Source organism: uncultured Gimesia sp., assembly GCF_963972345.1.
Taxonomy (GTDB): domain Bacteria; phylum Planctomycetota; class Planctomycetia; order Planctomycetales; family Planctomycetaceae; genus Gimesia.
Genome location: NZ_CAXAVM010000032.1, coordinates 36,712 through 46,178 on the forward strand (window position 1 = coordinate 36,712; position 9,467 = coordinate 46,178).

Annotated in this window: 3 protein-coding genes and 1 tRNA gene; all 4 read right to left on the bottom strand. The window is 49.9% G+C overall.

Annotation, left to right across the window (positions count from 1 at the left end; translation table 11 throughout):
- Window positions 1-44: 44 nt before the first annotated feature.
- The 4 genes from AACZ40_RS07950 to AACZ40_RS07965 all read right to left on the bottom strand — a co-directional run bounded on the left by AACZ40_RS07950 (window position 45) and on the right by AACZ40_RS07965 (window position 9,122).
- The gene (locus AACZ40_RS07950; protein WP_339673905.1) at window positions 45-6,164 is read right to left on the bottom strand and encodes a hypothetical protein; all 6,120 of its coding nucleotides are present in this window, start codon (window positions 6,162-6,164) and stop codon (window positions 45-47) included.
- A 222-nt stretch (window positions 6,165-6,386) separates the two neighbouring features.
- Window positions 6,387-7,196 (bottom strand): hypothetical protein, encoded by an 810-nt coding sequence (locus AACZ40_RS07955; protein ID WP_291171167.1) that lies wholly within the window; start codon window positions 7,194-7,196, stop codon window positions 6,387-6,389.
- A 194-nt stretch (window positions 7,197-7,390) separates the two neighbouring features.
- On the bottom strand, window positions 7,391-8,851 hold the full coding sequence (tig, locus tag AACZ40_RS07960; RefSeq protein ID WP_339673908.1) for a trigger factor: 1,461 nt from the start codon (window positions 8,849-8,851) through the stop codon (window positions 7,391-7,393).
- Window positions 8,852-9,050: 199 nt separating this feature from the next.
- A tRNA-Gly gene (locus AACZ40_RS07965) sits at window positions 9,051-9,122 on the bottom strand.
- Between the last annotated feature and the right edge of the window lie 345 nt (window positions 9,123-9,467).

A 9,467-nucleotide genomic window follows, 5' to 3' on the forward strand; every position in this document is an offset into this window, starting at 1 on the left:
GATTGATACGTGCTGCTGTGAGTCGTTTGATTCACAGCAGCCGATCAGCGGTCCCACGTTTTGAGCTGTCCTACCAGTTCCAGCATCTCGTTTCTGCGCTTCTCAAACATCCCGAACAGAGCCAGGATACAGATTCCCAGGCCGATTCCAAACGCCCACCAGGGCCACACGTGTCCCAGCGACTGTGAGGCATGCCAGATCATACTCACAATCGAGAGTACCAGAAATGACGAGCCGGCGTACAGGAAAGCACGTACCCGAAACATCATTCCGGCGAACACGCCGATAACTGACAGGCTGCAGAGAATCACGGGAGGCCACAGGCTGTTGGCAACGCCCGCGATAAACATGTCGCCAGTCGAACTGATATAAATGGACATCGTGGCGAAATAGCGGACAGCAGTCAGCTGGTTTGAATTGAGTTTTTCCCGATTCAGATGCGTGGCGATCAATACGGACAGGGCAGGGGGAATCAGCCAGAGCTGTGGGTGTTGTGTAAAGACCTGTCCCTGTTCCATCCAGAACGCCCATAAGGCACCATTGCCGGCAAGTGCTGCTAGCGTCGTGTAAACGAATGACTTTCGCCATAAGCTCATCGTAACATACACGATCCCAATCAACAGCAGGATCATCGAATATTCACCCGCAATGGGTGACTGCTCATGAGAGGCAGCATGGATCCAGAAACTGAGTGCCGGCAGTAAGGGGAGGAAAGTGCCTGTTCGCTGCAGCGGTTCCGAAAGTACATTCAGGCCGATGCGATCGAAAAATTCTCCCACTCCGGCACCTGCGAATGCGATAGCAATCACGATGTAAGGCCAGTAAGGGAGCAGGTAACCTCGGAACAGTTCGGGCATCGTCAGATAAATATGCAGGAACAGCAGGGCCAGTACGATTTCTGCTGCATACACGTACCACATCCGCCGCTTCAGGGTTAATTGAAACGGATCGTATTTAGGAATTGCTGCCATCAGGACAAGGGCCGCTGACAATGCAACCAGCGTCAGTGAAACGACCCCGATTCGGGCTGGGGTGAGTTGCAGGGGAACTCCAGCAAGATGATATTTCACTTCTGTGATCAGAATAGAGAGAAGTGTGATTCCCGCAGCAGTTAAAAAAGTCCGTGAATTGCTACGCACGGCTTCCGACCAGTCGGCTGTGAGAGATTTCCATTTGACCTGGATCAAAGTCAGGACCAGGCTCAACAGGGCGACCACTTCCAGCAGACGAATCAGATGGTGGAGCCAGTTAAATTTTCCTCCTGCAGGCAACAGAGCCCAGCCGGCATACACAGAGCCAATACCCAATGCCAGCAGGGTCCGTTTTTTGAATTTCTGCGAGTACTCACTCAGTTCACTGAAAGCGTAAAACGCAAAGCCTGTAAGCAGAGTGCCCCCCACAGACCACCACCGCAGATCCTGATCTTCAAAGCGGAGTACACTGTGCAGTAGCGCCACAATAGAGTAAACGGCGAGTCCTGTCACTGCTGAGGGGAGCCAGCGCCAGGATTGTTCTGACTGCGTCGGCAATCTGAATCGTGAGATGAGTTGCAGTCCTGCGCCGCGCAACCTCCACAGAATGCCAATCAGACAGGCATAACAGGAGACAGCCAGTCCGGAATGTTGTAACAGCAGGCGTAGTTTTGTTTCATCACTCAGAAACGTACCGATAAAACAGATTCCAATGACGAATAACGCCTGCAGGCTATAGCTGCTTTTAGGATCCCACAGCAGGCCAATTAACAGCAGTGTCACAGCCAGTAATGCAGTCCAGCCAGCCAGGTCACGAATGATGGGCACATCAGTTTGCAGCAGCAAAGTTCGCGAGACTGCGATCAGCAGAGTGTAGAACAGGATGATACAGGTCAGAGTGCGCGAGATGACCTGTTGCAGAGCCGGTGATTTGGCAGATTCGCTCTCCGGCTTGATACGTTTCATCTGGTAGAGATCAATCGTCAGCCAGCAACCGGAGATGACGGCAGCCGTTGTGATCAGCCATTTAATCAGATCGATTCCCTGTTGTTCAGAGACAGAACCACTCTGGATATTCCAGTTGGCAGTGACAAAAAACAGGGTGCCCAGTAAAGCAGTAACCAGCGAAGCGTATTTCAGAAATTCTTTGCGCAGGCAGATCCCCAGCAGAATATATATCAGCGTTCCAAAACCTGCAATTGTCGTGGCAGGCAGCGGTCTCAGCGCATCTGCCCAGGCACCACGGAATGCATACAGAAACAAGATGACTACCAGGATCTGACTCCAGTAGAAATGATGACTGACGACTGGTTGAGAATCAGGTTCCCTGTTGATCTGACTGTATTTCAACACGAATCGCAGCGTGTGGAAACTGGCTACCAGAATCAGCCCCACTTCCATCAGGAAATTGATATTCCAGACAGACATGTCTGAGTGCTGTCGGAACAGGATTGTCGTAAAACCGATCAAGGCAAAACTGAGGAATGTCATTCCGTTTATAAACAGGCTACTGGTGTAGCGTCGCGAAAACCACCAGAGAAAACCGGCTGCCAGTCCGAGCGATACAAAAACGGTTTTCGGAATTTGTGGAAAGTATGTGCCCCATTCTTGGGGTGGGGATAGGAAATTCAACAGGAATGGCAGCAGGTAGGGCCCGGCAACCAGGCAGAGCATACAGGTCACATGCACACGAATCAGAGGCCAGTGATTGGGCAACAGAGTTTGATGAGCTTTAAAATCAGGATTGATTTTCGGCTCCAGTTTCAGCCAGCATAGCCCATAAATGGACAATGCAAGCCCGATAGAAATCAAAGTTCGCAGCCACGCAGCAGATCCGAATGTGGAAATGGTTTCGGAAAAGCTCATGATGGTTCCCGTGATTACAATCATTGCCAGAAGATGAGAACCCATCAGCATCCAGCCGGTAGATCGAAAATGGATCGCATAGAAGACCATTACTGTCATCAGCAGGACGAGCGGCATGCAGAATGCCAGTATGGGGGTGATCCGTTCCGAGATGGCAATCAATTGCGGATCACGAGAAAATTCCAGCCAGTAGCCAAAGATCTGAAAGGCGGTGAGTATTAATAAGGGCAGGCAGGCTCCCAGTACACTCAGATCTCGCCATGTTGTTCTCTCAGCCAGCAGTCGCGGCAGATATTTTAAACGAATCTGCTTTGCGCGCAGAAAATTCAAAAGCGCTTCCGATTTGATCACCGGCAGCATGATCGACAGGGCATACAGGCTCAGCCCCCACCGCAAAGCATCCGCCGCACGGTTCTGTTCAATGAAATACCCGGCGATAAGGAAGGGAACCAGGTAGATGATAAAGAGCACCCCCAGCGCCGTGCCTGACTGGAAGCGACTGTCAAGATAAGGCAGGCAGGCTACGATTAACAATCCCAGGCAGAGCCAGCTCCAGATACTGAAAGCTTCGGCTGCATATTTAAGCGGAAAGCTGAAGAGAGTCAGGTTCTGATCGAAATTGCTCAAGTTGGATATCATGGTCAACAGTAGCAGTGCCATAATCAATCCGGATAGAGTGCGCAGTCGCTTCGTTTTCGGTTTGATCAGGACCACACTCATTAAAACCATGATGTAACTGAAGATTACTGCCAGAAACGGAATTGTAAGCCGATGAATAGCTGAGATGGCAAAGGAATCCTTCAACTGATTTAGAATGGACGGGAACAGAGCCGCCCAGAGTACGAGACCTGTGGCGACGATGGTGCAGGTGAGCAGAGCGGGTTGCAGGTTTACGCGGGCACTGCGGGAGAGGGCTCCCAGCATATTACGTGAATACTTTCTCGAATGGATGACTGATCCCACCAGAATCCAGATTACCACAGCGAGGATGTGTATGAGCCAGTAGCGGGGATGTATCCGCGCCGGGGCTTCCCACAGATTGTAATGTTCCCCGAGGACGGTTGCTGTATACAGGCTGCCGGCAGTTCCCGCGAACTGAGAGAATAGAAACCAAAAGTCTGATTTCAGGATCAATGCCGCCGTGAGCCAGATCAGCATCAGCCAGAACGCATAGAAGGCATGCATTTCAGCTGGCATATTTTGCAATAGTACGTAGGGAATCATCAGCAGTGATGTGCATAATGAGCCCGCCAGCATCGGCAAAGTAAAAGGGTTAGACTTTACCGGGATCAGTGACCAGTCAGTATGAGCGGGGTTTCTGCGCCGACACCAGAAATGCAGTGCAATCAGAAACAGCAGTCCCCACGTAGCATGGATGAAACAGCCCCAGACAAAAGGCGCATCGGGTAACAGATTGAAGTGGGACAGTCCTTTTCGAATAGTGGTATTGAGGCAGAGTGCATGTTGGAGTGTCAGGAACCCCAGGAAAGAGGCAATACCTGAGAGTGATTTTTTTCGGACGTACCAGTTAGCCAGCAGGCAGAAAATGGTATTCATCAGCAATGCAAGGGTAGTCCAGTTCAAATCGGTCTGTGTCACAAATCCGGCGTAGGCCGCGATCAATGTCGAGAGGACAGAAAAGCAACCTGCGGTATACAGGAAGTAACGTGCATCTTCCCGTTTCCCGATTTGTTTCAGAAAGTATGCTCCTGCAGTCGTTAGAATAGTAAAGACGGCAAATACGATGGAACTGCGTCCCAGCAGCAGTGATTCAATGAGTGCCGTCTGAGACGTCCCTTCCCAGGTGATTGTGCCTGTGAGAAGATGAAAGCCCAGCAGTCCGGCTATGGTTGCGGCGATCAACGCAGGGATATGACAGAGGGGAAATCGACCCTGAATGGCCAGAATCGACAGGCTGATGCAGTTGATGATCCCCAGTACTACCAGAATATCGACTCGTGGCCAGGCGATGGCGAAATTGACTAAGATCATCAGAGCAGAAAAGACCGCAATCGAAGAGCCGGTTAATGCCCAGTGAGGAGTCTCGTCCCCATTTTTTCGATGATGCAGAACCAGCCCCAGTCCCAGCAGTAGAATTTCCATCAGGCTGAACAGCGGGGTCAGGCAGGAAAATGTTTCCAGGCGGTTGGTCGTGTTCCAGACCAGCAGCCAGCAGGGGGCCAGCACAGAGAACACAGCCAGTCCCCCGAGAGTGACCAGTTCTCGCGCCCGGGAATCTGTGATTTCATTCCAATTCAACGTCTGTCTGAGAATGAGAGCCATTCCGATGATAAAACATCCTGCAGGCAGGAGTGCGAGTAAGTTTGTCTGCAGGAATGAGGGCTCACTGGAAGCGACGCGTGAAATGATCAATTGTCCTGCCGAAGTTCCCAGTACGATCGCCAGTAAGTGAAGTCGACCAAAACTGACAAGGATGCGGCTGGCAGAGCTGACCATCCAGCCAAACGCGGCAAAGCCGACGCTGATTGCCAGGATAAAGAGCGGGTCCGTTGCCGGTCGATGGTCTGAGAGTCGAATTCCAGCCAGAAAGTTAAGCGGAACAAGGATGACGGTAATTAGGAGCAGACCGCGGCTCGTCGACTCCAGCTTCCAGCGTTTGAAAGTATACAGGCCTGCTCCATGAATGGCGGCTGTTGCCAGCAGGAAAAGCAGGGCCGGCAAATAGGGAATCTGGTTTTTGAGTGTCGACCAGAGGCTGACGACGAGCCCGATCGCGCTGCCCACGATCAGCAGGCCACTGACCAGTTCACCCCAGCGAATGTTTTTGTCTTCCATAAAGGCATTCAACAGCGAACCGATGTCCTGTTTTTCAGCGGGTGGTTCAGTGTTGCCCCTCTGAAGACGCGGTTCATAAGCGGCGACTATGGATTTATCCGGCCGTGGCTGAATGGTTGATTCTTCCAGAAAATCACTCTCATCCAGGAAATCTGAGATTTCTTCAACCACGCTCTCTGGTTCAGACGCAGCGGGAACGGGCGGTTTGGCCTCTGTTTTGAATGTGGTATCTGTCTGTTGAGTTGATGTACCCGACTGGGAAGAGGACTTTAAAATAAACTCTTCGGAAGTGTATTGGAACAGTTTCTGGAAATCCTGCTCTGGTATTTTTCCTTCATAATACAAGCGTCGCAGGTAACGTTGAGCAGTCTGTCGATCCTGATTGAATGCCGGTTCCAGCGGAGACTCAGCAGGGGGAGCGATACGTGCTTCATCGCTGATTGTATTGAGCAGTGAGGAGGCTCTGAGGAGAGAAGCGATAAAAACCCAGATACCATGCCCCAGCACTGTGATGATTATCAAAAAGATCATCAAACCAATTAATATGCTGATGAAGGCGATACCAGACATGCTGCTGCTTTCTAAAGATGATAACCATCATGAATCATCGGAGTCACACATATTCAAACAGGCGTCAGGTTTTCCAATATATCACTTTCCATCTATGGATTTGTCTGAAAAATATAAATTTGTCTGTTCTAACGTACCGGCAGCTAAAAGCTTATGTTCTTTCAGGCTGTCTGAATACGGAAATTAGAACACGGAGATTCTTGTCCCCTCATCCAGGATGCGTACCGGTTGTGGGGTTTGCAGCAGTTTTCCCCACTTACGTCTGGTGGAAGGCGTTAATTGTGTCACGGCATAGAATGAGTCGAGCCAGTGATAACGGGCGGTCATCCCACTCAGTTCCGGTAGACCCCATTGGGTGAGAATCGTTTTCCAGAGTCGGGCTCGCTGAGAGTAACGATAGTGGATCGGATCGAATCCGTACCATTCCTGTGGTGCTGGTACAACTGAGATCTGGCTCTGGTCTGCCAGCGCAGTCAGGCTCTGATTCAAATCGCGTACTTTGCTTTTGAGGTCAGCCAGTGATGCGGGATTTTTGGGAAAAAACATTCTTCGCGTCAGTTCAAATCGCCAGGAAGAGAGTCGTGCGAGACTTGCTTCCGGCAACAGGGTGATGGTGATCTGTGCCTGACGGTTTGACAGCTGATAAATACAATGTTCCACCCAGCTCAGGATTGTTTCAGTCGACTGGCCGTAAATCAGGTCGTTGCCAATATCAGTCAATAAAGCCAGGGGTGTGGTATTGCCAGCCTGTGCGGCGGGAAAGGCATCCCAGAGTTCACAGCGGGTGATACCAGGTAAAGCACGGTAAAGAACACGACTCCAGTTGCCATAGGATCGTCCGTGTCCCATCGCAGTATAAATATCTAAGGGAGATTTCAGGGAAGATTGTAACAGCCGCAGGATGAGTGGAAAATCGCGTGTCAGGTTACTTGCCCCGAGTAAAATGATCGGAGGGCTGGGGTGGGAAATCTCACATGATTCAGAAAGAGGCATTTCCGGTTGATACCTGTGGTGCGTAAGAAATCTGTATATTCAGGGGCAGAAAGTTATTTTAATAGATTCTGTTTGTTCGGATAGACTGATTGCCATTATTGGGAACTCAAGTGATTCCTGGGCAAATAAAAAAGCGACACTGCATTAACAGTGTCGCTTCAGGTAAATCAATTCTCAGAGGGCTGACGAACAGACTATTCTTCGTCGGAATCTTCTGGTTCTTCCTCTGCTGCAGAAGCCGCAAAGCTCGAACACACTGAACGGGCCACAGCAGAAATTTTGTTTTCTTCCTGTGGTTTCATTTTGACATCGGTGTATTCTGCTTTTTCCAGAATGACATCGACGGCTTTTCGTTCACGTAACTGTGCTTCCAGGTTTTCAATCATGCCGGACTTGACCATACGAGCTCGAATCCGACGTGGGCTTTCACCCTGCTGCATTGCCATGTAGTAAATTTCCATGTCAATTTCGGAAGGCTGAACTTCAAGATTTTCTGTCGTCGCAATTTTGTCGAGAACAAAGTGTTCCTTCAGGGCCTGGCGGGTTGAAGAAATGGCCTTCTGTCGCAATTCATTCTCGCGAGCCTGGATATCCTGGCGGGAAAATCCTGCCTGCTGCATTTCCAAGATTTCACGACGCAGTGCATTTTCAACCTGTTTGGAAACAAGAGTTTCCGGCAGGTCCCAGTCAGCAGATTCTGTGATTTTGTCCAGAACCTGAGAACGGGTTGACTGACGCTGTTCGTAAGTCAGCTGGCGTTCCAGAATATTTTTGACTTCTTCCCGCAACTCTTCTTCAGACTCGGCACCAATCCGTTCCAGCAATTCTTCGTTGATTTCCGGAGCCTGGATGAACTTCACACTCTTAACGGTAAACAGAGCTTTTACTTTTTCGCCTCGCATCTCGATCTGATCTGCTTCGCCGGAAACTTCTACTTCGGTTTCACGGGTGTCGCCGGTCTTGACATCAGCCATTAGTTCACCAAAGTTGGTGATTTCCGCGTCTCGCAGTCGTAATACAGGTCGCAGAGGCACAACCAGCTCGGCAATTTCGCTGAGGTGTTTTCCATCGTGTTCAAATTTGATGGACAGCTCAAGGTAGTCTTCTTTTTCTGCGGTACCTTTTCGTTCTTCCATTTCGCCGTATTGACCGAGGAATCGAGTCAGGTACTCGTCAACGTCTTTATCTGCAATCTCGCGTGAGGGACGTTCCAGTTTCAGACCTTTGTATTCCGGAAGTTTGAAATCGGGGCGAACTTCGACTTCAAATTCGAAAGTGAATTCGCCTTCTTCGGGGATCTCAAGGCTCTCGATGTCGATGGTTGGTTCATTGATCGGGTCAAGATCATTGTCTTCAGCAATCAATTCCAGGCTTTCCATCAAGACACGTTGCTTAACCTGATCAGAAAGTTCCTGTCGAAAGCGTTTCTCAATCAACTTGGTTGGCACATGCCCTACACGGAAACCGGGTACCGTTGCCTGATCACCCAACTCGGAGACGGACTCGGAGTAGAAATGGTCGATGTCAGCGCGGGGAACCGTTACGGTTACATGTTTTTTACAGGGACCGACCTCATCGATTTTGGCGGTCACGGACATCTTGTACTCGCCATCCGTTGAGACGGTTTCATCTGTTGTTGCGAGTTCGTCAGACACGGTCCAATCCTTTTCTTTTACTTATGTGTTGGAAACAGCAATGGGGCATTACCAAAAATCGGCACTCAATATCTGAGGGTGGCAGCAGCCAGCTGCAACGTTGCATATTGGGTGATACTACTTAAAGTATGAAAAGCCCCGCATTCAATAAGATGGGGGCTCGGTTTCTATCCCTGAGATTCTGTATGCGAAAAAAAAGAGCGGGTGAAGGGATTTGAACCCTCGACAGCCACGTTGGCAACGTGGTGCTCTACCACTGAGCTACACCCGCGAGTCAGCCTGTACCTGTCCTTTAGTGATGATGTCACCATTGGATTCAGTACTTGCTTCCTGTGCCTCAGATTATGTCTTCTTATTCGCTGAGGTCAAGAGTACGAGCGGAAGTAAATCGTGGATATCAGACACTTTTTTGATTTTATGCAGCGAAATGATGCACACTTTGGTCTATTCAATCAGACTCTGACAATTGAATTAATTATGCCGACGTGCCTCACAGTACAGAGCAGACAGTTGATTCCCCTGTTGCCGAATCTCCACGTGTTGTTTTGAGACATCTTTGCGCTAACTTAAAAACTTTCAACAGGTTACGTGATATTAACCGACTGGTGCTCCGGGC